Genomic DNA, 21,113 nt, shown 5'->3' with positions numbered 1-21,113 from the left:
CAATCTCGAGGCAAGAAAAAAGGGGCTAAACGCCAGTGCGTTTGAGCCCCTTATTTCACGACAGATTCATGACTGTTTGATGACGTTTGCTATCAAATAGCCAGTCCTCAGGATTCAATCCGAATTTTTGTACCAGGTCGCCCTGTGTCCCTGACACCGCGATGTCGTCCAACAAACATGGGACCTGTAGGAGCTCACGAGCAACGCGAGGCAGCGATTATAATTCGCCTGACACACCGCAATCGCGGGCGCCGTAACCTCCGTGCGCTCCTATAGGGACCTGTTTACTTCTTGGCGACCGAAGCGCTCAGGCCCAGATAGTCGATCAGAATGCGACCGGTCTCGGACAGGTAAGCATCGTCCTCCGGTTTGGCGTTCTCGTCTTCTACCGGCAGGGCATCTTCGTCTTCTTTCTTCAGCTCTTTAAGTGGCTCTTCACCTTTGGCCTTGCGACGGGCGTTTTCCAGCGCCAGTTGCCTGGCTTCGATGGACGCGTGCTCGGCGCGACGGTCCGCTTCGTTGAGGCTGACAGTTTTCTCGTTCATCAATTGCTTGGCCAGGGCCAGGCGATTTTCGATGAACACGAACTCTGCATCCTTCGCCGAACGGCTTTCATGTCGCGACTGAAGCTGGGCCAGGAACGGCTTGAACGGGTCAATGGCCGGTTTGATCGCCGGTTTGATGCTGTCCCATGGCATTGCCTCAGGCAGTGCGCTCTCGCCAATTTCCTTGGTGTCGATGATCGACGGATAGGTGATGTCCGGCACTACACCCTGATGCTGGGTACTCTGTCCGGAAACCCGGTAGAACTTCGCCAGAGTCAGTTTCAGCTCGCCGTGATTAAGCGGCTGAATGGTCTGCACGGTCCCTTTACCGAAGGTCTGGCCGCCGATAATCAGCGCGCGGTGATAGTCCTGCATGGCACCTGCGAAAATCTCCGAGGCCGAGGCAGACAGACGGTTGACCAGCAGCGCCATCGGGCCTTTGTAGAACGCGCCGGTGTCTTCGTCTTCAAGTACATCAACCTTACCGTCGGCATTACGCACCAGAACGGTCGGGCCTTTGTCGATGAACAGGCTGGTCAGTTCGGTCGCTTCCTGCAGCGAGCCGCCACCATTGTTACGCAGATCCAGGACCACACCGTCGACCTTTTCGGCCTGCAGTTCGGTCAGCAGTTTCTTCACGTCACGGGTGGTGCTCTTGTACTGCGGGTCGCCGGCGCGATACGCCTTGAAGTCCAGATAGAAAGCCGGAATGTCGATCACGCCGAGCTTGTAGTCGCGGCCATCCTGTTTCAGATGCAGGATCGATTTCTTCGCAGCCTGTTCTTCCAGCTTCACCGCTTCGCGAGTGATGGCAACGATTTTGCTGGTCTGATCGTTTGGCGCATTGCTGGCCGGAATCACTTCCAGACGCACAACGGAGCCTTTCGGACCGCGAATCAGTTTCACGACCTCATCCAGACGCCAGCCGATCACGTCGACCATCTCCTTGTCGCCCTGGGCGACGGCGACGATCTTGTCGGCCGGTGCGACCTGTTTGGTTTTGGCGGCAGGGCCGGCCGGTACCAGACGCACGATCTTCACGTTGTCGTTATCGCTCTGCAACACGGCGCCAATGCCTTCCAGCGACAGGCTCATGTTGATGTCGAAGTTTTCCGCGCTGTCTGGAGACAGGTAGTTGGTGTGCGGATCGTAAGACATGGCGAAGGTGTTGATGTACGCCTGGAAGATATCTTCAGCACGGGTCTGGCTCAGACGTGCCAACTGGTTCTTGTAGCGCTTGGTCAGCGTCTCCTGAATCTTCGCCGGGTCTTTACCCGCGATCTTCAGGCGCAGGACTTCGTCCTTGACGCGCTTGCGCCACAGGTCATCCAGTTCGGCTTCGTTTTTCGGCCAGGCGGCGTCCTTGCGATCCACCAGCAAGCTTTCCTTGGCGGTGAAATCAAGTTTGTCGACGCCTTTGTTCAACTCAGCCAGAGCGAAATCCAGACGCGACTTGATGCGGTCCAGATAGCGCTTGTAGATGGTGAAGCCAGGATTCAGGTCGCCGCTTTTCAGGAAATCGTCGAACTGGGTACGCCACTTGTCGAATTCGGTGATATCGCTGGCGAGAAAATAGCTGCGCGCCGGGTCCAGAAGCTTGAGGTAGCTTTCATAGATGATCACCGAACGTTTGTCGTCCAGTGGCGGTTTGCTGTAATGATGACGCTTGAGCAGCTCAACTACGTTGAGACTGGCGATCACTTCGTCGCGATCCGGCTGGAGGTTATCCCAGCTATTGGCGGCAAAGGAGCTGGCGGACATCGGCAAAATGCTGAGACCCACAACCAGCGCAAGGGCGGTACTTGGTAAGAAATGCTTCATGCTGATTCGACGCGGGGACAATTGATAACGCATATTAGGCCGTCTTTGGAAGTCGCCGGTTCCGTCGGATCCGGTCGCATAATGCAAGAAAGCCCGTGCTGTTTCAGCTTCGGGCTCAGTCCAGACTCACTATGGAGGCACTGTGAAGGCATTGCAAGGCGTTGAAGGTCGTGTGGAATGGGTCGATGAGCCAAGTCCGGCGCTCGATGTAGGGCAAGTTCGTATAAAAGTTGCCGCTGCGGGTTTGAATCGGGCTGATTTATTACAGCGTGCGGGGCTCTATCCGCCGCCGCCCGGAGCTAGCGAAATCCTCGGGATGGAGTGTTCCGGAGTCATCGCCGAAGTGGGGCCCGGTGCTTCCTGGCAAGTGGGCGACAGAGTCTGCGCGCTGCTGGCTGGCGGGGCGATGGCGGAAGAAGCGGTGGTTGACGGGCGGCATGTCTTGCCGGTCCCTGAGGGCCTGTCACTGGCCGAGGCCGCCGCTATTCCGGAAGTCTATGCCACTGCATGGCTTAACCTGTTTCAGTTGGCGGGTCTCAAGCCCGGCGAGAAAGTGTTGTTGCACGCCGGTGCAAGTGGAGTTGGTTCAGCTGGTATTCAGCTTTGCAAAGCGTTTGGCAATCCGGTCTGGGTCAGTGTGGGTTCGGCAGACCGTCTGGAGTACTGCATCGAATTGGGGGCTCAGGGCGGCGTGGTGCGCAATGAAAGCCTGGACAGCCTCAAGGACTTCGCGCCGTTCAATGTGATCCTTGATCCCGTGGGCGCGAACTATGCCGAGCTGAACGTCAAACTGCTCGGTGTCGATGGTCGCTGGGTGCTGATCGGCTTGATGGGCGGCCGCGAGGCGCAACTGGACATGGCGCAGATACTGGGCAAACGCATTCAGTTGCTGGGTTCGACCCTGCGCAGCCGTGATGACACGTTCAAGGCTGACCTGTTGCATGATCTGGGGCAGCACGTCTGGCCACTGTTCACCGAAGGCCGCCTCAAACCCCAACTGGCCCGCAGCTACTCGATCAAGGATGCAGAAGCGGCCTATGCCGAGCTGGCGACCAACAAGGTCAATGGCAAGCTGGTGCTGGTGATTGATGAAAGCCTGGTTTAAAGCCTGATTCTGGACTCTTGGCTTTATCCCGTCGTGGGAGCGGTGCTTGCCCGCGATAAGGACACCGCGAACCAAAGTGAATCGCGTCCAGCCTTATCGCGGGCAAGCACCGCTCCCACAGGGAATGTAGCCAGGCTCGTTACTTCCAGCTATGCACAGGCCAACCGGCTTTCTGCGCGTGCTCCAGCAACGTCGGGTCCGGGTTGACCACATGCGGATGATCAACCTTGAGCAACAGCGGCAGATCGTTGCGCGAATCAGAGTAGAAGCTCGCACCTTCAAGGTTTTCACCTTCGGCGTCCAGCCATTCCATGAGACGGGTGATCTTGCCTTCGCGGTAGGTCAGGGTGCCCACGGTCTTGCCGTTGTAAACACCGTGAGCGACGTCCAGTTCGATGGCCAGCACTTCATCAATACCAATACGCTCGGCAATCGGTTTGACCAGATGAACACCCGACGCTGAAATCACCAGAATCCGGTCGCCTGCAGCGCGGTGTTCGGCGATGCATTTAGTGGCGTCGCTGAAAATGATCGGCTCGATGTAATCCTCGACCCACGGCCCGACGAGGTGGTCCACTTCTTCCGGGGTACGGCCAAGCATCGGCTCCAGGCTGAAGGCCATGTAGTCTTCCATGGCCAGCTTGCCTTCGCTGTAGGCCTGCATCAGTTCGTGATCGCGTTTGATGAACGACGCTGGATCAACCCAGCCAAGCCTGGCCATCTGCTCACTCCACAGACTGGCGCAGTCGCCGGCGATCAGGGTTTCGTCCAGGTCAAAAATTGCTAAAGCCATTAAAAGCTGTCCTTTGAATTTTGTGCGTTGTACACGTTCCTGTAGGAGCTGCCGCAGGCTGCGAACAATCGCACGCTCAAGGTCGCTCTGAAGATTGTTCGCAGCCTGCGGCAGCTCCTACAGTTGAGCCTCAAGCCACCTCACACAACGCCGAAGCATCAATCCTCAACGTCACCCGCGTCCCGTCAGTCAGCAGATCGTCCGCCGAGCGATTGAGTACGTCCACCACCAGTTCAACGCCGCGAGCCTCGACCCGGTAGCGGATCACGTTGCCCAGCAGGCTGTGGCTGCGGATTTGCCCTTCAAGCTCGCCGGTCAGGCTCAGTTGAATGGCCTCTGGACGAATCGCGATGCGGCTGGTGATCGGCCGTTGCATAAGGCGGCTGGCATCTTCGGCTTCGAGCAGGTTGTAGTTGCCAATGAAGCCTGCGGCGAAAACATCCACCGGCGCAGTGTAAAGGGTTTCAGCATCGCCGCTCTGCACGATACGACCCTGATTCATCAGGAAAATGCGATCTGACATGGTCAGCGCTTCTTCCTGATCGTGGGTCACGAAGATCGTGGTCAGGCCCAGCTCGCGCTGAATCGCGCGGATTTGCTCACGCAGATGTTTGCGAATTCGCGCATCCAGCGCCGACAACGGTTCATCCAGCAGTAACAGACGCGGCCGGGTCACCAGAGAGCGGGCGAGGGCGACGCGCTGGCATTGGCCACCGGACATTTGATGCGGATAGCGGCTGGCGAAATCGGTCAGTTCCACCAGCTTCAACACTTCGGCGACCCGCTTGTGGGTGTCGTCAGCGTTGACCTTTTGCATGCGCAGACCAAATGCGACGTTCTGCTCCACGGTCATGTTGGGGAACAGCGCATAGCTCTGGAACACCATGCCGATGTTGCGCTTTTGCGGGGTGACCGGCACCAGGTCGACACCGTCCAGCATAATGCGGCCGCTGTTGACCGAGGTCAGCCCGGCAATGCAGCGCAGCAGCGTCGACTTGCCACAACCGGACGGGCCGAGCAGGGTGACAAATTCTCCGCGCTCGATGGTGCAGTTGATGTCACTGAAGACTGCCGTGCTGCCGTAGTTTTTTTGCAGATTTTCAACACTGACAAAACTCATATCAGTCTTTGTCCTTATTCAGGCGATTGGCGGCCAGGGTCAGCAGCAACACGAAGAGGAAGTAGGAAATCACCAGCGCACTGTTGAAGTGACCGCTGCTGTTACGCATGTTGTTCAGGTACACCTGCAGGGTTTCATAGCGCGTGCCGACCAGCAGGTTGGCGAACACGAACTCGCCGAACAGGAAGGAGAACGACAGCAGCAGCGCGACCATCAAGCCTTTGCGCAGGTTGGGCAGCACCACCAGGAACGCTGCCTGCCAGGTATTGGCGCCGAGCAATTGGGCGGCGTCCATCAGGTCAGTCAGGTTGATCGCTTGCAGGTTGTTACTGATCGCCCGGTACATGAACGGCAGGGCGACGGTGAAGTAGCAGCCGATCAGAATCCATGGCGTACCGACCATCGCGAACGGTCCGGAACCATACAGCTGCAACAGGCCCACCGACGACGCTACCGGCGGCACCGCGAAGGGCAGCAGGATCAGGATGTTCATCAACGCGTCCAGGCGCGGAAAGTGGTAATGCACCACGAACAGCAGCGGCAGGATCAGCACCACCGACAAAATCAGCGCGCCAACACAAACCAGCAGCGACTGGCCAAATGCAGCGAGGAAGCGCGGATCGCTCCACAGCGCGATGTACCACTTGAAGGTCAGGCCGCTGGGCAGAATGCTTGCCGACCAACTGGTCGCCACTGAGTACAGCAGCGTGCCGAGCAGCGGCAGCAGCAGGATGAAGAACAGCAGATAAACGACCGCTCGGTGATAAAACCGGGCCGGGCCTCTTTCAACGCGAGACATGGTAGCTCCTCTTCAGCAACCACTGATGGACGACTGTGACCAGCGTCATCAGGCCGACCAGAATCATCGCCAGCGCGCTGGCCATGTTCGGATCAAGGCTGATATCGCCTGCAACCATGGCCGCAATACGGATCGGCAGCACGTTGAAGTTGCCGGTGGTCAGGGCGTAGACCGTGGCGTAAGCGCCCAGGGCATTGGCCAGCAGAATGACAAAAGTGCCGAGCAGGGCAGGAGTCAGCACCGGCAAGCCGATGTGACGCCAGAACTGAAAGCTGCTGGCGCCAAGCAACGATGCCGAATCACGCCAGTCCTGACGCAGGGCATCGAAGGCCGGATAAAGCAGCAATACGCCAAGGGGAATCTGGAAATAGGTATAGAGGATGATCAGCCCGGTTTTCGAATACAGGTTGAAATCTTCGATGATTCCCGCCTGCTTGAGCATCAAGGTCACGGCGCCGTTGAAGCCCAGCAGAATGATGAACGCAAAGGCCAACGGCACGCCTGAGAAGTTGCTGGTCATGTTGGCGAACGAATTGACGAAGTCCCGCAGGCGCGAATCCACGTTGCGCAGCGAATAACTGCCCAGCACCGCAATGATGATGCCGAACAGGCTGGACCAGAAACTGATCTCCAGGCTGAACTGCATGGCCTGTCGATAGAACCGCGAGTCGAAGGCCTTGATGAAGTTTTCAATGCCCCAGCCGGCGTCGGAATGCAGGCTGTTGATCGCTACCCAGCCCAGCGGCGCGATCTGAAACACGAAGAAGAACAGTGCAAACGGAAGCAGGCAGAGAAGCCCGAGCCATTTGCCGCGGTTATTGGTGCTCACTTGAGAATCTCCCGGCAGACCGGTTTGTCGTGGGGCACGCCGAGCAGTTCGCAGACAATGCCGCACAGCTCGGTTTGCCTGGGTGCCGCCGCAGTATTCAGGCTGAACGCATCGCCCAGCACGAACAGCGGGACTTCGCGCTCTTCGGGCAGCAGGCCATTGTGGGAGCGGTCGTTGTTCATGCCGTGATCGGCAGTGATCAAGACCTGATAGCCCGCGTCGAGCCAGCCTTGCAGGTAATCCGCGATGATGATGTCAACGCTGCGCGCGCTGTTGCGGTATTGCGCGCTGTCGAGGCCGTGCTTGTGCCCGGCGTCGTCGATATTCATGGGGTGGATCAATAGCAGATTCGGCGCGTGCCTGACCCGCAGACTTTCTGCGTCGGCGAACAGGTGCGAGTCTGGGTAGTGATCGGCGTAGTAGAAGTGGCCGTGCTGAATCGGTAATTCGATGTCATCCGTATGGCGATCACGGGCGGCATCAAACGGCGTGCGGTTATACAGTTCGCTGACCCAGTGATAGGCCGCCGCCGCGGTACTGAGTCCGGCGTCGGTGGCGTAGTGGAACATGCTGCGTTGGTTGGAAAGGCGTGACACCTGATTGTGGACGATGCCGCTTTCAATCGGCGGTACGCCGGTCAGGATGCATTCGTACAGCGGGCGCGAGAGTGCCGGCAGTTCGCATTCCAGCTTGTAGAGCGTGGCGCGGCCTGCGTTGGCGTAAGCCTGAAGATGGCCCATCGCATGTCGGGCCACTTCGTAGTTGAGGCCGTCGAGCACGATGAGGATGACATTGTGGTTCATGAGCCAATCGCTCCGGCAGGCACAGGCTTTTTGGGGAATGACGGGGAAAACGGGCCTCATCCTTGAGGCCCGTAGCGCATCAGTTCATTTCAACGATGACTTGCTCGTTCCACATCTGTGGCAGTGCCTTGGAGGTTTTCTCCCATGCAGCTGCGTTTTTGATCGGGGTCACGCCTTTGTACTGCTCGTTTGGCAGCAGCTTGGCCTGCACTTCAGGTGGCAGGGTGAGGTGCTCGGCACGAATCGGACGTGCGTTGCCCTTGGCCAGGTTGATCTGGCCGGCGTCACTGAAGATGTATTCACGGGCCAGCTTGGCGGCGTTAGGATTTTTCGCGTATTTGTTGATGATGGTGGTGTAGCCGGAAATCACCGAACCGTCGGACGGGATCAGCACCACGTAGTCATCCGGGTTGGTCATCTTGGCCTTGTAGCTCAGGCCGTTGAAGTCCCAGACGATGCCCACTTCAACTTCGCCTTTTTCCATGCTCTGGATGTTCGGGTTATTGAGGGCCAGACGCTTTTGCTTGGCCAGTTCGGTGAACAGTTGCAGGCCGGGCGCGATGTTGCTTTCGTCGCCTTTCATGGCAATCGCGGCGGCCAGAACACCGTTGGCAGCCTGCGCTGCGGTGCTCACGTCACCCACGGTAACCTTGTACTTGCCTTCCTTCAGGTCAGACCACTTGGTGGGTACTTCAGAGCCGTGCAGCAACTTCTTGTTGACCACGAAGGCAATGGTCCCGGTGTAGGCCAGTGCCCAGTGACCGTCTTTATCTTTCGCCCAGTCCGGAACCTGATCCCAAGTGCTTGGCTTGTAGGGTTGGGTCACGCCTTTAGCCGCTGCAATAGGGCCGAAAGCCGCGCCGACGTCGCCGATGTCGGCACTGGCGTTGTCTTTTTCCGCGTCGAACTTGGCGATTTCCTGGGCCGAGCTCATGTCTGTGTCCATGTGCTTGAGGCCGTACTTGGTCAGCAGATCCGCCCAGGTGTCTTTCCAGTTCGCCCAGTCATCCGGCATGCCAACACTGTTGACCGCGCCTTCAACCTTGGCGGCTGCTTCAAGGGTTTTCAGGTCAGCGTCTGCCGCCATGACGGAGGTGCTGAGAGCGATAGCGGAACCGAGGAGTGATGCCAGCAAAAGGTGTTTCATTCGAAGCTCCTTGTGCACTTCTGAAAGATCTTTTTAGAAGTGATCGTTGCGGGTTGGTTGGTCTAGGTCAGCAATACCTGAGCCAAGTTAAGCTTTTTCGATGACATTTTTATGTTGACGCAGCTTGTTACCCGAAGGCTGCACAGCGAGCTGACCGGGTGCGGGGTAAGCGTAGACCATGATCAAAGCCTTGATCTGAAAGGCCTGCGGCGTTTTATTAGAGCGGGGCTGGCATGGTTTGTGATGGACATTGTCATGGAGCAGTCATCTACACTCCGTAGGCTGTTTCTGCGCACCGACGTGTGCAATGAGAATCATCAGTGCGCTGTTTTGGCGCTGGTCTAGTCCAGTAAGGAAGCCTGATGCGCGAAGAAGTGCCCCGTGCGGTCACAACGATTTGTAATGCCCTGCAAGAGCAGATCGAGCATGGTCTGCTCCCGCCTGGCAGCAAGTTGCCCGCCGAACGCAAGCTGAGTGAAGTCTTCGACACTACGCGCATCACCTTGCGAGAGGCCTTGGTGCAGCTCGAAGCGTTGGGGCTTATTTATAGAGAGGAGAGGCGCGGATGGTTTATTTCGCCGCCACGTCTTGCCTACGACTTGATGCGCCGCAGCCACTTCCACGCCATGGTCGAGGCCCAGGGCAGGGTTGCCGATACCCAGGTCATTTCTGCACGCCTGCAACCGGCCTCGGCAAAAATATGCGAAATGCTACAGCTGCCTGCGCTGTCCAGCGTGGTCCAGATCTGCCGCGCCCGCCGCATAGATCAGCGTCTGGTGCTGTATGTGGAGCACTACCTGAACCCCGAATACTTTCCCGGCATCCTTGATAGCGATCTCAATCAGTCGCTGACCGAGTTGTACGCCAGCCGCTATGACCTGCGCTACGGTCAGGTTCGCTTCGAAATGGTGCCCACCGCCCTGCATGCGGAAGCATCGGCAGCGCTCAAAGTTTCACTGGGCAGCCCAGGCTTGCGGATTGCCAGGGTCAACTTCGACCAGAATGGCCGGTTGATCGATTGCGACCTGGAGTACTGGCGGCACGATGCGATTCATGTGAGCGCGGTGGTGCGGGATATTTGAGGGGTTGCCAGGGGGGGGGTATGAAACCAATATATATCTGACTCCACCTGATCTGGAGCTCACCGAGGTTACGACGCCCGCGATGGCGGCTTGTCTGACAGAACGCTATCGCTGCCTCGCGTTGCTCGTGAGCTCCTACAGAGAGGTCTCTACTTCGCGATAACTCGTTGAAACTTGCTCAGGAGGGCCATCTCACGTCAGCTTCTGCAAAATCTTGAACACGACAGTGCCCAGAATCCCGATCATCCCCAACCAGATCATGAACACACCGCTGTTACGCTCCTGATAGTTGTAGCCAACGCATAGCAGTACCATGCCCGCCAGAATCGGTAACAGAATCGAGAAAAAAGCGTCCATTACGTCCCACCTCCAGAGCGCTGATGAGTTCAGTCTAGGCGGGTTTGGACGCTATGGCGTTGATATGAGGCAGGTTTGGGCAAGCAGCGATATCGGGCCTGCTTGCCCACTTGCTTATGGCAACTCATGACTCGCATAAAACGCGGTCAATACTTTCACCAGGTGCGCGAGGTCATGGCTGCCAGCCAGCTCACGTATCGAGTGCATGGCGAACGTCGGCAAGCCGATGTCTACGGTGCGCACGCCCAGATGGCTGGCGGTGATCGGGCCGATGGTTGAACCGCAGGCCATGTCGCTGCGTACCACGAAGCTCTGCACCGGCACTTCTTCAGCCATGCACAGATGGCGGAAGAACCCGGCGGTTTCGCTGTTGGTGGCGTAGCGCTGGTTGCTGTTGACCTTGATCACAGGGCCGGCATTTAGCTTCGGGCCGTGGTTGGCGTCGTGCTTCTCGGCATAGTTAGGGTGAATGCCGTGAGCGTTGTCAGCTGAAACCAGCAATGACTTCTGGATCGTACGCACGTAATCCGCACCGTCCGGCAGCAGGCGCTGAAGGATCTGTTCCAGCATCGGGCCATCGGCGCCACAGGTCGACGACGAGCCTACTTCTTCATGGTCGGTACACACCAACAGGCAGGTTTCGTCAGTGTTGGTGCCCAGCAGCGCTTGCAGACCGGCGTAGCAGGACAGCAGGTTATCCAGACGCGCGCCCGCGATGAAGTCGGCGTTCAACCCAACCACAGCGGCGCTTTGCGTGTCGTAGAAACTCAGCTCGTAGTCGAGGACCACGTCAGCATTCAGGCCGTGCTCGCGAGCCAGTTGATCGGTGAGCAGGGCGCGGAAGTCGGCGCGTTCGTCACCCGCTACCTGGGCCAGGATCGGCGGCAGCTCGGTCTGTGGGTTGATTGCCCAGCCTTCGTTGGCGGTGCGATTGAGGTGGATCGCCAGGTTGGGGATCACGGCAATCGGCAGTTTGAAGTCGATCAGCTGACTTTCCACTTTACCGTCGCGGCGGAAGGTAACACGGCCAGCTAGTGACAGATCACGGTCGAACCATGGCGCGAGCAGCGCACCACCGTAGACTTCGACGCCCAGTTGCCAAAAGCCCTGGCGCTGCAGTTCAGGTTGCGGCTTGACCCGCAGGCAGGGGCTGTCGGTATGGGCGCCGACCATGCGGATACCGCCGGTCAGTGGTGATTGACGGCCCATACGGAACGCCACGATGGACGAATCATTCCGGGTTACGTAATACCGGCCGCCGGTTTCGGTGGCCCAGGTTTCACGTTCGTCCAGACGCTGGAAGCCAGCAGCTTCAAGGTGTTGGACGAGAGTCGCGGTTGCATGGAAAGGGGTAGGAGAGGCCTTGAGGAAATCAATCAGGCCTTTGTTCAGCTCTTCGCGCATAAGTCACTCCAGACAGCAATGGCGGGAGTTTACCGTATTGATGTGGGTCGTGTTGTTGCGGGTGTGCTTTGTGTTGCACTTCACGCTATCTCAGATAAAGCGCAGGACCTGTAGGAGCTCACGAGCAATGCGAGGTAGCGATAGCCGTCTGTCTGACACACCGCCATCGCGGGCCTCGTGACCTCGGTGCGCTCCTACAGGATCGCGGTGTGCCTAAAACGGCGCAGGGCATTCGAACCGTAAACGCTCACCCGTTTGCGGATGGGTAAAGCTCAACATGCTCGCATGCAGGCACAGGCGCGGATACGCGGCCAGTGCTTCCGGATGTGCATAAAGACCATCGCCCAGCAGGGGATGCCCAATCGACAGCATATGAACCCGCAACTGATGCGAGCGCCCGGTAATCGGCGTCAGTTCGACACGGCTGTAATGACCGCAGCGCTCCAGCACTTTCCAGAAGGTCTGGGCATGCTTGCCGAATTCATGATCCACCACATGCCGGGGCTTGGTCGGTGGATCGTAACGCAGGGGCAGGTCGATGCTGCCGCTGTCCAGAGTCGGTTCACCCCAGCACAGCGCGGTGTAGGCTTTTTCAGTTTCCCGGTCATGAAACTGGCGGGACAGTTCGCGATGCGTATCCGCATCGCGGGCCAGCAGGATGATCCCGGAGGTTTCCCAGTCCAGGCGATGGACAATGCGGGCTTCGGGGTAGCCGTTTTCCTGCAGGCGGGTAATCAGGCAATCCTTGTTGTCCTCGGCACGGCCGGGAACGGAAAGCAGCAGGGTTGGCTTATCAATCACCAGAACGGCTGCGTCCTGATAAATGATGCGGATGTTCGACAACGGCATTTAACGGCCTCTAAACGCAACGACGGCATCAGCCCCACTCGTAAGAATGGTGCTGATGCCGCCGCAAGCAACCGCCGGATCTAGCGATCTGGCAGGGTGATGTTGAGTTCCAGAATCGAGCAGCTGCCCTGGTTTTCCAGAGCAACCTGCACATCGTTGGACTCGATGTTGACGTACTTGCGGATCACTTCGACCAGCTCTTTTTGCAGGGCTGGCAAGTAGTCCGGAGTGGTACGTTGGCCGCGTTCATGCGCCACGATGATCTGTAGACGCTCTTTCGCGACCGACGCGGTGCTGACTTTTTTGCTGGCACGAAAGAAGTCGAAAATGTTCATCAGTTACCCCCGAACAGGCGTTCGAAAAATCCTTTCTTCTGAATGTCCAGGAAACGGTGCTCGCGCTCTTTGCCCAACAGACGATCAACCGCATCGCTGTAAGCCTGACCTGCATCGCTCTGATCGTCGAGGATGACCGGTACGCCCTGGTTGGAAGCTTTCAGTACTGCCTGGGACTCCGGGATCACACCCAGCAGAGTCACCGCGAGGATTTCCTTGACGTCTTCGACGCCCAGCATCTCGCCCTTGCTTACACGCTCCGGGTTGTAGCGGGTCAGCAGCAGGTGTTCCTTGATCGGGTCTTCGCCACGCTCGGCACGACGCGATTTGCTGGCCAGCAGGCCCAGCATGCGGTCCGAGTCACGTACCGACGATACTTCCGGGTTGGTCACGACAATGGCTTCATCGGCGAAGTACATCGCCAGGTGAGCACCGGTTTCGATACCGGCAGGGGAGTCGCAGACAATGTACTCAAAGGATTCCTTGAGTTCCATCAAGACTTTTTCCACGCCTTCTTTGGTCAGCGCTTCTTTGTCACGAGTCTGGCTGGCAGCCAGTACGAACAGGCCTTCGATCTTTTTGTCTTTGATCAGCGCCTGTTGCAGGTTGGCCTCGCCGTTTACCACGTTGACGAAGTCATACACCACACGACGCTCGCAGCCCATGATCAGGTCGAGGTTACGCAAGCCGACGTCGAAGTCGACAATGACAGTTTTGTGGCCGCGCAGTGCGAGACCGGTACCGATGGCGGCGCTGGTGGTGGTCTTGCCCACACCACCCTTGCCGGATGTAACCACGAGAATCTTGGCCAAGGTGTATCACCCCTAGAGGAAAAGGACAGTTAGTCCTGAAGAGCGTCCCTTGAAGCGGCGACCGTCGAACAATGATGGAAATTGAAAGCTTCCGGGTGTCCTACCCTGGGAGCAATTTGCCAGGAACGATTAAAGCTCCTGGATTTCCTACAACCTTTGCTACGTTTTCGCGACGAATCAGGGATGCTTTGAAAATGGCGCAGTATCCGTTAAAGCCGGATGATGTTCAACACGTCACCTGACAGGCTGACCTGTACCGACGTACCCCAGAGTGGATCCCTGCGTAAATCTTCGGAAACCTTGTATTGCCCGGCGATGGATATCAGTTCGGCACCCATCTGCTGACAGAAAATTCGCGCTTTGGTGTCGCCTTTTATTCCAGCCAGCGCCCGGCCGCGTAATGGGCCGTAAACATGGATGTTGCCATCGGCCAGAAGTTCCGCACCCGGACTGACCGGGGCAATCACCACCAAGTCGCCGCCGGGGGCGTAAATCTGCTGCCCGCCGCGCACCGGCGTGGTAATCACGCGGGTCGGTTTGATGGTCGGCTCGGGTGGTGTTTCGACTTTTTTCTTCGCCGCTTCACCTTCCAGCGGGTCCAGTGGACGCTCGCGGGCACCGGACGGCGGGAGGACAGGCAAATCGATAGCGATGGCAGCGGCGATATCTTCGATGCGACTGGCACGAATCGCCAGGGTGCGCAGGCCATGCTGGCGGCATACGCGCATCAGGCCGGGCAGGTCCACGGCGCCGCTGTCGGCGGGAAGCTTGTCGAGCGCCAGCACCAGCGGGGTATTGCTGAAAAAATTTGGAGCCTGGGCCACTTTCGCCGCCAATTGGCGGTCGAGGGCCTCAAGGTTGTTGCGGGCCAGCTCCAGCACAGTGATGGCGAGCATGCTGCCCTTGAGTTGGAAGACTGGATCCTGTTCTTGCGATTCGTTTTGGCTCATGGTCGGCATACAACGGCTTGTCGCTAAAAGTGCCGAGACTTATAACGATAACGCCCGCTAGCCGCAAGCGGGGTCGAACCGTTGTAGAATGCGCGGCCATGGTTCTGATGGAAGCTTTAATGGATCGCCCGCGTTTTCGAGCTTATTTTCTTCACCCCCGTTTCTGGCCGTTATGGCTGGGGCTTGGGCTGCTGTGGCTGATTGTTCAATTGCCATTCCGGGTTCTGCTGGTGATTGGGCGGATGCTGGGCGCGGTGATGTATAGATTTGCCACTGATCGCAAATACATCGCGTCTCGCAATCTGGAGCTGTGTTTCCCCCATCTTTCCAGCGATGAGCGTAAGCGCCTGCTCAAGGAAAACTTTGCTTCCACGGGCATCGCCTTTTTTGAAATGGCCATGAGCTGGTGGTGGTCCAAAGAGCGTCTTGCCAAACTGGCGCATATTGAAGGTCTTGAGCACTTGCAGGCTGCGCAGCAGCAAGGGCAGGGTGTGATTCTCATGGCGCTGCATTTCACTACGCTGGAAATCGGCGCAGCGCTGCTGGGCCAGCAACACACCATCGACGGCATGTACCGCGAGCACAAGAACGCACTGTTCGATTTCGTCCAGCGTCGCGGCCGGGAGCGCCATAACCTGGACTCTTTAGCCGTGGAGCGCGAAGACGTGCGGGGCATGCTCAAGTTGCTGCGTACTGGCCGCGCCATCTGGTACGCACCGGATCAGGACTACGGCGCCAAGCAAAGCGTGTTCGTCCCGTTGTTCGGCATTCAGGCTGCTACCGTGACGGCCACCAGCAAATTCGCCAAGCTGGGGCGTGCCCAAGTCGTACCATTCACCCAGCAGCGACTGGCTGACGGCAGTGGCTATCGATTGGTTATTCATCCGCCATTGCAGGACTTTCCCGGCGAAAGTGATGAAGTTGATTGCCTGCGCATCAATCAATGGGTAGAAAGTGCCATTACGGAGTGTCCTGAGCAGTATCTTTGGGCGCACCGTCGATTCAAAAGCCGACCTCCGGGCGAGCCAAAAATCTATAAGAAGCGTACGTGATCAACTGAGGCGCAGCTAAATGCTTGAACCCGTCATCGCAATGGATGCTGTGAATGATGTAGAACCCGTTACCGGGTTGATTCTGTCTGGTGGTGGGGCGAGGGCTGCTTATCAGGTCGGGGTATTGGCGGGGATCGCCGATTTGCTGCCTCCCGGCGCACCCAATCCGTTTCCGGTCATTGTCGGAACCTCTGCGGGCGCCATCAACGCCGTTAAGCTGGCCAGTGGCGCGTTGCATTTTCGTACCGCTGTGCATCAACTGACCGAGTTCTGGCAAGGCTTTCGCAGCCATCAGGTGCTGCGCAGCGACTGGCCTGGCGTGATGAGTCAGGCCGGGCGTTTCTTCGGCAACAGCCTGTTGGGAATTGGCTCCCAGATACCGGTCGCGTTGCTCAACAGCTCGCCGCTGCGCGACCTGCTCACTGAACGGCTTGACCTGAAAGGCATCGACGCTGCCATTGCTGCCAAACATCTGCGGGCGGTGGCAGTGACTGCGTTTGGTTACGAGTCTGGCCATGCCATGACTTTCTACCAAGGCAAAGGCACCATTGATCCGTGGCTGCGCCATCGCCGTCTGGGTGTTCCAACCCAACTGACCATCGACCATTTGCTTGCCAGTTCGGCCATTCCGCTGCTGTTCGCGCCGGTCAAAATCGACCAGGAATACTTCGGCGACGGAGCGGTGCGGCAGTCAGCGCCGATCAGCCCTGCGCTGCATCTGGGGGCCAACCGCGTACTGGTCGTGGGTGTCAGCGGCAACCCTCGTGGTGCCGATGCCAACCGGCAGGTGCAGCGGGTCACGAACGGCAAGCAGCCAACCCTCGCGCAGATCAGCGGACACATGCTCAACAGCACCTTCATCGACAATCTCGAAAGCGACATTGAAGTGCTGGAGCGCATGAATCTGGTCAGTGACATGCTGCCCTGCGAGCATCGCGTGCGTGAGAAGGGCCTGGCCCCGGTGGAGGTCCTGATCATTGCTCCGAGCCAGCCCATCGACCAGATCGCTGCCCGTCATCGCCATGAACTGCCCCGCGCATTACGCACGTTTCTACGTGGGCCGGGGGCGACCAAAACCAGTGGTGCCAGCGTGCTCAGCTATTTGCTGTTTGAGGCGGGTTACTGCCGGGAATTGATTGAGCTGGGTCGCTATGACGCCATGGCGCAAGGCGAACAGTTGAAGCGGTTTTTGCGGTTGCCGTAACTCTTGTAGGAGCTGCCGCAGGCTGCGAAGCGGTGTGCCAATTTTCAAGTCTTCGCAGCCTTCGGCAGCTCCTACAGATCGATGTCAGCTCACCATCAAGCCGTTAACCGATCATCCCGAAAATCCCGCAACGCCTGCTCGATCTCTTCCCGGGTGTTCATCACGAACGGCCCATACTGCACGATGGGTTCACGCAGCGGTTTGCCAGCGATCAACAATACCCGGGCACCGTTTGCGGTATTCAGTTGCAATTCGCCTTCTTCGGACAAGCGCACCATTCGGCTGGCACTCACAGTTTGCGGCTGACCTGCAACGTCCAGGCTGCCTTCGTAGACATACAGCAGCGCCCGATGCCCATCAGGAACACGTGGACTAATGCTGCTGCCAGCGGGCATATGAAAGTCGAAGTACTGCGGCTCGGTGTCTGGACGCTGCACGGCACCGGCCTGCTGAAGCTGGCCGTCATCGAACTGACCGGCGATCACCACCACCTCAACACCATTGCTGGTGGTCAGGCGCGGAATGTTCTCCGGCTGAATGTCCTGATAACTGGCATCACTCAGCTTGGTCTTGCCCGGCAGGTTCAGCCAGAGCTGGAAGCCGCGCATCACACCTTCTTCCTGCTCAGGCATTTCGCTATGGATAACGCCTCGCGCTGCGGTCATCCATTGCACGCCACCGCCTTGCAGCAAGCCGACATTGCCCATGTGGTCTTCATGGCGCATACGGCCTTCAAGCATGTAGGTCACCGTCTCGAAACCCCGATGCGGGTGCGGCGGGAAACCTGCGATGTAATCGTCTGGCTTGTCGGAACCGAACTCGTCGAGCATCAGAAACGGATCGAATTGTTCAACACCCGGCCCGCCGAAAACACGGGTCAGCTTTACACCGGCACCGTCCGATGCAGGTTGACCGGCCTGGATGGACAGCACTTTGCGAAATTGGCTCATGGAGTTTCTCCTCATCAATGGCGACCATGCTATGCCTGTTTGGCCGATTGATGGGTGATGATTTTGCGGGTGATTGATCGGGTTTGTTGATTGGAATGCCATCCCTGTAGGAGCTGGGCAAGCACCGCTCCCACAGGGTGATCGCATTCCAAATAGAGTATTGATGTGCACAAAAAAACGGCCAGCCCGATTACTCCGGCTGGCCGTTTTTGTATCGCCTTACTGTTACTCGGCGATCTGCAGCTTGCGGGCTTCGGTGTAGACGTAACGCACTTTCTCGTATTCGAACGGTGAGTTCATCTGGCCGTAGCGGAAGCTGGTGGTGTAGCGGCGATCAATCGCTCGCAGCAGGTAGAGCTCAGGATGATCGCTGCTGACCTGGGCGACGTTGAGGAAGTTGATCTGCGATTCGGCCGTGAAGTCGAACAGCAGCCCGCCGGTGTCACGCAGGTTGGACGGGCCAAGCAGTGGCAGCACCAGGTATGGGCCAGCCGGTACGCCGTAGAAGCCCAGCGTCTGACCGAAGTCTTCGCTCTGGCGTGGCAGGCCCATCATGGTGGCCGGGTCCCACAGGCCGGCAACACCAATGGTGGTGTTAACCAGCAAGCGGCCGGTGGTTTCCAGCGAACGCTGGCCTTTGAACTGGAACAGGCTGTTCAGAAGGTTTGGAATTTCACCCAGGTTGGCGAAGAAGTTGCTGACGCCAGTACGCACAAAGCCTGGGGTCACGTAGCGATAGCCATTGACCACCGGCAGGAACACCCACTCGTCGAAGCGGTAGTTGAAGTGGTACACGCGACGGTTCCAGGACTCAAGCGGGTCATAGACCTCCAGCGCAGTTAGCGTGGCGCGTTCGAATTCCCGTTGATCCAGTCCCGGGTTGAACTGCAATGACTTGAGCGGCTGGGTAAAGCCGTCGGCATCTTCCTGACGAAGGACAGTGGCCGGGTGTTCGGCAATGTTGCTGTTGACCGCGTCGGCAGCCTGGACGGTGCCTGCGCACAGCAGGGCGGCGAGGATTAAAAGACGTTTAGCCACGGAAGAACTCCAGCATGGCGTCGCTGTTGACGCGGTAATTGATGTTGCCGCAATGGCCGCCGTAAGGATAAACGGTCAGGCGATCGCCGAAGGTCTTGCGCAGGAAACCCAAGTCGCCAGAGCCGAGAATCACGTCGTCAGCGTTGTGCATGACGGAGATTTTCTTGCTGGTTTGCAGATAATCCTTGAGGGCGTACAGGCTGACCTGATCCACCAGTTGCAGCAGACTGCCGCCATCGGTGCGGGCGCGCCACATCGGGATAACCTGTTCGGTCAGGTAGCAGTCGAAGTCGCATTGCAGCGCACGACGCAGGAAGGGCGACAGGCTGGTGCCCTCGGTGATCGGAAACTTGGGCGGGGTGATCAGGCCACGACGGTTGATCAGGTCGGACGTAAATGCGATATCGGCCGAAGAGAAGCGGAACGAGGTACCGATCAGCATCGCCATCTGTTCATTGGTCAAGTGCTGCTTGGACTGCTGGAAGTCATAGAGCAGTGCATCGTTGAGGTCGATGTAACCTTTCTGACGGAAGTAACGGGTCAGTTTGGCCAGTACCAGCTCATAGAAAGTGGTGCTGTTGTCGATGCCCTTGACATTGGTTTGCACCAGTTTGTCGAGGTTGGATATCGAGGTGTACAGGTTGACCGGCGGGTTGAGCAGTAAGACTTTCTTGAAGTTGAAGCTGCGGCGGGTCTCATCCAGACGGCTGACGAACGCGGCGTTGAGCGCCCCGAGGCTGTAACCGGTCAGGTAAAAGTCGGTAATTTTAAGCTCGGTTTGCTGCGCGCGCACCGCCTGCATCACGCGATACAGGTCTTCAGCATCTTCGGTGGAAATACCCGGTGTCGCGAAGCGCGATGCAGAGCTCATGAAGTCGTAGCTGGTTGGCGACGACAGCTGCACAACGTGATAACCCGCGCCGTAATACAGTTTCTTGAGGAATTCGTTGATGGTGCTGTTATACGGCGCGCCGGTGCCCGCGATCAAAAAGATCAGCGGTGCGGCGTGATCCTGCCTGGCCAGTCGATAACGCAGTTTTTTCACTGCCCAGAAATTGTCCGGCAGGGTGAACTCGCGCTCCGGCCGTAGATTCAGGGTGTAGTCGTCCTGGTCGATGTCATCGTCGGCGGGCAACTCTGGACGCATGTCAGGAGGCGTGGTGGCAATGGTCGCTTCAAAAGGGTTCTTTAAAGGAAAGCCATACGTGGCGGGGTCGACATCGACCGCCATAGCGGACGCACTCAAACAGAGGCCACCAATAACGGCAGCGAAGCGCAGGAAACGAAGCATGACTAGATCCCTTGGGAAAGAAGTGCTGATGAGGTACGCGGGCTATGACCATCGGTGTAGTGCCAAAGTGCCCTACAAGCAAGCGAACCTTTGTAAATAGATCGAGACAATACACGTTCTCTGGCGTCAAGAGAGCAGAGCTGTGCTTTTTTATAGCGGGAAGGGATGGAATGAGCTCCTACAGACATACGGGTGATTTCAAACAGGGCAGGCGGGTGCCCCAAACCCCAGACAGCATAAAGGGGAGCCTAAGCTCCCCTTTAAATGGTTTTACGTGCTCTTTTTTTATTGTTCTAGGGTGGTCTGTTGTTGTTTTTGGCGACCGGGCCCTTTACTGCGTTCTTGTTCGATCCCCATCCGGGATCAAGAGCAAACGTATTTTTTTGAGCGCTGACTCACTTCGACCTTGCGATCCAACCAGTTCGGGAGCTACCTGAAGGTAGTTTTATTGTTCTCTGCCCGGTTGCGAGAGCCCGAAGGCATCTCTGTGAAGCTGATCCACTCCAAAAAAATCTGTTAGCTGCGTCTCTGTGCCTTTGTTCTTGTTATGTCAGAGCCGATACGTCTTGTTCTTATTAGGTGTACTGCATTTTTATTCTTGTTATGCCAGAGATATAGCAGAAGCTGTGCCAACTTTTATAAATCTCTAAAAATCAATGGGTTATGTTTTTTTTGATATCTGGCAAGAGGTGAGCGCTTGTTAAAATGTTCCCGTGTTACACGCTGTTACAGCGATTGACGGGGTGGCGGTAACACTCCTGTCATCAAAGCGCGTTACCCGGTAGCGGTCGTTGGCAGGTGATGATCGGGTGAACCGGGGCGATGCA

20 protein-coding genes are annotated in these 21,113 nt (G+C 57.6%); 4 read left to right on the top strand and 16 right to left on the bottom strand.

Going from position 1 to position 21,113, the window contains the following annotated elements:
- Positions 1-284: 284 nt before the first annotated feature.
- Positions 285-2,366 (bottom strand): carboxy terminal-processing peptidase, encoded by a 2,082-nt coding sequence (locus ABRP31_RS19530; RefSeq protein ID WP_349972062.1) that lies wholly within the window; start codon positions 2,364-2,366, stop codon positions 285-287.
- Positions 2,367-2,508: 142 nt separating this feature from the next.
- Between ABRP31_RS19530 and ABRP31_RS19525 the strand changes: the two genes are divergently transcribed.
- Positions 2,509-3,471: an NAD(P)H-quinone oxidoreductase gene (locus ABRP31_RS19525; protein ID WP_349972063.1), complete on the top strand. Its 963-nt coding sequence runs from the start codon at positions 2,509-2,511 to the stop codon at positions 3,469-3,471.
- A gap of 139 nt (positions 3,472-3,610) precedes the next feature.
- On the opposite strand, the gene ABRP31_RS19520 is transcribed toward ABRP31_RS19525, so the two are convergent.
- From ABRP31_RS19520 to ABRP31_RS19495, 6 genes are all read right to left on the bottom strand, one after another.
- Complete coding sequence (locus ABRP31_RS19520; RefSeq protein WP_095093463.1) at positions 3,611-4,264, bottom strand: HAD family phosphatase; 654 nt, start codon at positions 4,262-4,264, stop codon at positions 3,611-3,613.
- A gap of 130 nt (positions 4,265-4,394) precedes the next feature.
- Positions 4,395-5,384 carry an ABC transporter ATP-binding protein gene (locus tag ABRP31_RS19515; protein WP_349972064.1) on the bottom strand — a complete coding sequence of 330 codons (990 nt, stop codon included), beginning with the start codon at positions 5,382-5,384 and terminating at the stop codon, positions 4,395-4,397.
- A gap of 1 nt (position 5,385) precedes the next feature.
- A complete protein-coding gene (locus ABRP31_RS19510; protein ID WP_087265428.1) occupies positions 5,386-6,183 on the bottom strand; it encodes an ABC transporter permease in 798 nt (265 codons plus the stop codon).
- The gene (locus ABRP31_RS19505) at positions 6,170-7,012 is read right to left on the bottom strand and encodes an ABC transporter permease subunit (protein WP_349972065.1); all 843 of its coding nucleotides are present in this window, start codon (positions 7,010-7,012) and stop codon (positions 6,170-6,172) included. The genes ABRP31_RS19510 and ABRP31_RS19505 overlap by 14 nt, the downstream gene beginning before the upstream one ends.
- Positions 7,009-7,815: an alkaline phosphatase family protein gene (locus ABRP31_RS19500; protein ID WP_349972066.1), complete on the bottom strand. Its 807-nt coding sequence runs from the start codon at positions 7,813-7,815 to the stop codon at positions 7,009-7,011. The genes ABRP31_RS19505 and ABRP31_RS19500 overlap by 4 nt, the downstream gene beginning before the upstream one ends.
- 79 nt (positions 7,816-7,894) lie before the next feature.
- A complete protein-coding gene (locus ABRP31_RS19495; RefSeq protein WP_349972067.1) occupies positions 7,895-8,962 on the bottom strand; it encodes an ABC transporter substrate-binding protein in 1,068 nt (355 codons plus the stop codon).
- A gap of 362 nt (positions 8,963-9,324) precedes the next feature.
- Between ABRP31_RS19495 and ABRP31_RS19490 the strand changes: the two genes are divergently transcribed.
- The gene (locus tag ABRP31_RS19490; RefSeq protein ID WP_349972068.1) at positions 9,325-10,044 is read left to right on the top strand and encodes a UTRA domain-containing protein; all 720 of its coding nucleotides are present in this window, start codon (positions 9,325-9,327) and stop codon (positions 10,042-10,044) included.
- 192 nt (positions 10,045-10,236) lie between these two features.
- Here the strand turns inward: ABRP31_RS19490 and ABRP31_RS19485 are convergent, their stop codons facing one another.
- The 6 genes from ABRP31_RS19485 to minC all read right to left on the bottom strand — a co-directional run bounded on the left by ABRP31_RS19485 (position 10,237) and on the right by minC (position 14,751).
- Positions 10,237-10,401 (bottom strand): hypothetical protein, encoded by a 165-nt coding sequence (locus ABRP31_RS19485; protein ID WP_349972069.1) that lies wholly within the window; start codon positions 10,399-10,401, stop codon positions 10,237-10,239.
- 114 nt (positions 10,402-10,515) lie between these two features.
- Positions 10,516-11,805 carry a M18 family aminopeptidase gene (locus tag ABRP31_RS19480; protein ID WP_087265434.1) on the bottom strand — a complete coding sequence of 430 codons (1,290 nt, stop codon included), beginning with the start codon at positions 11,803-11,805 and terminating at the stop codon, positions 10,516-10,518.
- 213 nt (positions 11,806-12,018) lie between these two features.
- On the bottom strand, positions 12,019-12,654 hold the full coding sequence (locus ABRP31_RS19475; RefSeq protein ID WP_349972070.1) for an RluA family pseudouridine synthase: 636 nt from the start codon (positions 12,652-12,654) through the stop codon (positions 12,019-12,021).
- A gap of 80 nt (positions 12,655-12,734) precedes the next feature.
- Positions 12,735-12,989, bottom strand: a complete 255-nt coding sequence (gene minE, locus ABRP31_RS19470) for a cell division topological specificity factor MinE (protein WP_027898645.1) — start codon at positions 12,987-12,989, stop codon at positions 12,735-12,737.
- Positions 12,989-13,801, bottom strand: coding sequence for a septum site-determining protein MinD (gene minD, locus ABRP31_RS19465; protein WP_087265436.1), 813 nt, complete (start codon positions 13,799-13,801; stop codon positions 12,989-12,991). Before minD ends, minE begins: the two co-directional genes overlap by 1 nt.
- A gap of 209 nt (positions 13,802-14,010) precedes the next feature.
- A complete protein-coding gene (gene minC / locus ABRP31_RS19460; RefSeq protein WP_087265621.1) occupies positions 14,011-14,751 on the bottom strand; it encodes a septum site-determining protein MinC in 741 nt (246 codons plus the stop codon).
- 119 nt (positions 14,752-14,870) lie between these two features.
- Between minC and ABRP31_RS19455 the strand changes: the two genes are divergently transcribed.
- Together ABRP31_RS19455 and ABRP31_RS19450 are read left to right on the top strand one after the other, a co-directional pair.
- Complete coding sequence (locus tag ABRP31_RS19455) at positions 14,871-15,803, top strand: lipid A biosynthesis lauroyl acyltransferase (RefSeq protein ID WP_349972071.1); 933 nt, start codon at positions 14,871-14,873, stop codon at positions 15,801-15,803.
- Positions 15,804-15,822: 19 nt separating this feature from the next.
- A complete protein-coding gene (locus tag ABRP31_RS19450) occupies positions 15,823-17,007 on the top strand; it encodes a patatin-like phospholipase family protein (protein WP_349972072.1) in 1,185 nt (394 codons plus the stop codon).
- A gap of 95 nt (positions 17,008-17,102) precedes the next feature.
- Here the strand turns inward: ABRP31_RS19450 and ABRP31_RS19445 are convergent, their stop codons facing one another.
- From ABRP31_RS19445 to ABRP31_RS19435, 3 genes are all read right to left on the bottom strand, one after another.
- Positions 17,103-17,957, bottom strand: coding sequence for a pirin family protein (locus tag ABRP31_RS19445; RefSeq protein ID WP_349972073.1), 855 nt, complete (start codon positions 17,955-17,957; stop codon positions 17,103-17,105).
- 225 nt (positions 17,958-18,182) lie between these two features.
- Complete coding sequence (locus ABRP31_RS19440; protein WP_087265440.1) at positions 18,183-18,995, bottom strand: VacJ family lipoprotein; 813 nt, start codon at positions 18,993-18,995, stop codon at positions 18,183-18,185.
- A complete protein-coding gene (locus ABRP31_RS19435) occupies positions 18,988-20,286 on the bottom strand; it encodes a serine/threonine protein kinase (protein WP_087265441.1) in 1,299 nt (432 codons plus the stop codon). Before ABRP31_RS19435 ends, ABRP31_RS19440 begins: the two co-directional genes overlap by 8 nt.
- Between the last annotated feature and the right edge of the window lie 827 nt (positions 20,287-21,113).

This window comes from Pseudomonas caspiana (genome assembly GCF_040224095.2).
Lineage (GTDB): Bacteria > Pseudomonadota > Gammaproteobacteria > Pseudomonadales > Pseudomonadaceae > Aquipseudomonas > Aquipseudomonas caspiana.
The sequence above is the reverse complement of the archived record's forward strand: the minus strand, read 5'-3'. Positions and strand labels throughout refer to the sequence as shown.